This is a genomic window from Bradyrhizobium sp. 142 (assembly GCF_023074015.1).
Lineage (GTDB): Bacteria > Pseudomonadota > Alphaproteobacteria > Rhizobiales > Xanthobacteraceae > Bradyrhizobium.
The window spans coordinates 1-1917 of record NZ_JADPKQ010000280.1 but is presented as its reverse complement, the minus strand read 5'-3'; the positions used below and the strand labels follow the sequence as shown (position 1 = coordinate 1917).

General features: G+C 63.0%; 2 protein-coding genes. Both read right to left on the bottom strand.

All coding sequences use genetic code 11. The features are described 5' to 3' along the window. Nucleotides 1-1226: recombinase family protein (locus IVA82_RS24865; protein WP_247493596.1), on the bottom strand; the 1226-nt coding region annotated here is incomplete at its 3' end. Next, nucleotides 1216-1386, bottom strand: coding sequence for a hypothetical protein (locus IVA82_RS24860; RefSeq protein WP_247389130.1), 171 nt, complete (start codon nt 1384-1386; stop codon nt 1216-1218). The genes IVA82_RS24860 and IVA82_RS24865, both read right to left, overlap by 11 nt. Between the last annotated feature and the right edge of the window lie 531 nt (nt 1387-1917).

The following is a 1917-nucleotide window of genomic DNA, read 5'->3' as shown; positions in this document are numbered from 1 at the left end:
GCATCGCGCACCTGATCCCGCCGTTCCCCGGCTTCCTTGGCGGCCGCGGTTGCAGCGGCGATAGCGCCCGGACCAACGACGCCAAGCAGTGCTTCTTCGATTGCATCATCGACGCGCAATCCGCCGAAGGCGATGCAGTGAGGGCCGCCATTGTCCATCCAGGCGCGGCTGCAGCTGTAGCGCGGGATATGGTGCTTCATGCCGGAGTACCGGAGTGTGAGCTTGCGGCCGCAGCGCTTGCACCGGATCAGACCGGCCAGCAGCGCGTCACCATGCTTGGGCGCGCCGTGATGCCGACCGGTGGGAACGTTGCTGCTGACCATGGTGCGGATCGCCTCGAACCTCTCCCAGCTGACGTACCCTTCGTGGGTGTTGGGCTTCAGCGCCAGCCATTCGTTTCGCGCCTTGCGGCGGAGCTTCACGCTCACGCCCTCGGCGCTGTATCCCGCCGCCACAGCCGTCTTACCATAAGCATAGGCGCCGCCGTAGACCGGGTTCTCAATGATCCGGTGGATGGCGGAGTAACTCGGTCGCCGCCAGGCCGTGTAGCCGTTGGTCTGCTTCACCGGCAGATCGAGATTGTACTCGTGGAGCCAGCAGAGCGCCTGTCGCGCGCTGCCCAGTTCCTCGACCTTGTCGAACACCAGCTTGATCGCTTCCTGGACACGCCGATCCGGATCTTTCTCATAACGGTCGCCGGCCTTCACGAAGCCGACGGGCGCCGCCACAACCAACTCGCCGCGGCGCGCCTTCTCGTAGCGGGCCGAGAGCGAGCGCTGGCGCAACAGATCCAGCTCGTACTCGTTGAGGCTGCCCTTGAGCCCGAGCAGCAGGCGGTCGTTGCCGTGCCTTGGCGCATAGATGGTCTCCTGATCGACCAGAACGGTATCGACCACGCGGCACATCTCAATGAGTTGCTGCCAATCCCGGCTGTTGCGAGCGAAGCGCGAGACCTCGCGGGCGCAAACCGCCCCAACCTTACCGAGGCAAACCTCCGCTACCATTCGCTCGAAACCGGCGCGTTGTACGCCGCCGGCGGCTGAACGACCGAGATCATCATCGATCACTTCAACCTCTGCCCACCCGAGCGCCGTGAGCCGGTCCCGCATGGAGTATTGCAACGCACTGCTCTCGCGATTGTGCAGCACCTGATGCGCTGAGGATTGACGCACGTAAAGAATCGCCTTGCGCTCCAGATGATGAGGCCTGACCTTGTCAGAGATCATGATCGACCTCCTTCGCGCGCGGCGTCGCTGTCGTCGCGGCATGATCGAGGATCAACTGCGTCATCAGGCTCATGAGAGCTGCCCGGGCCTCCGCCGGCAGTTCCAGCCATGCGGGTGCGCCGAGGGCGCCGTTCGGCAGGCCGCTCCCGAACAGATCCATCTGCTGCGGCCGTGGTTGTCGATTGTGTTGGTATCCGTTCCCTGGCATTGCCGTCTGTCGTGGCATCGGTCTCTCCCCGATTCTGGTCGTGGGAGGCTCTGGGTGCGCCAGAAAGCAGGGCAGCTGATGGCGTTCGATCCTTCAACGCCAGATCGAGAAGCGCAGAAAGCGCTGCAAGTGCGTCAATGCTGACAAACGGCTGAGCTGTCAAAAGCTCGGGGTCAGGGCATACCGTCCGGTCGAACATCCATGCCGGTACTTCAAGCCAACGATCTGCTTGCGACCCGTCGAGCGTGCAGCGAAAAACGATATCACCGGCCTTGTCGACGGCCCCATGAACGCAAACTCGGCGACCAAACCAGGGATGATGCCGATAAAGAACCTCGCGAAGAACGGTCCTGTGGGCGTTCTCAAACCTTGTTGTACAACGCACGAAGGCCCCATTCGAGCCTTGACGACATGACCCCGGATCAAGCCTACTTCAACCTTCCGCCGCTCCGCGTGGCGGCCTAATCTCGGCAGAGGCTCCAC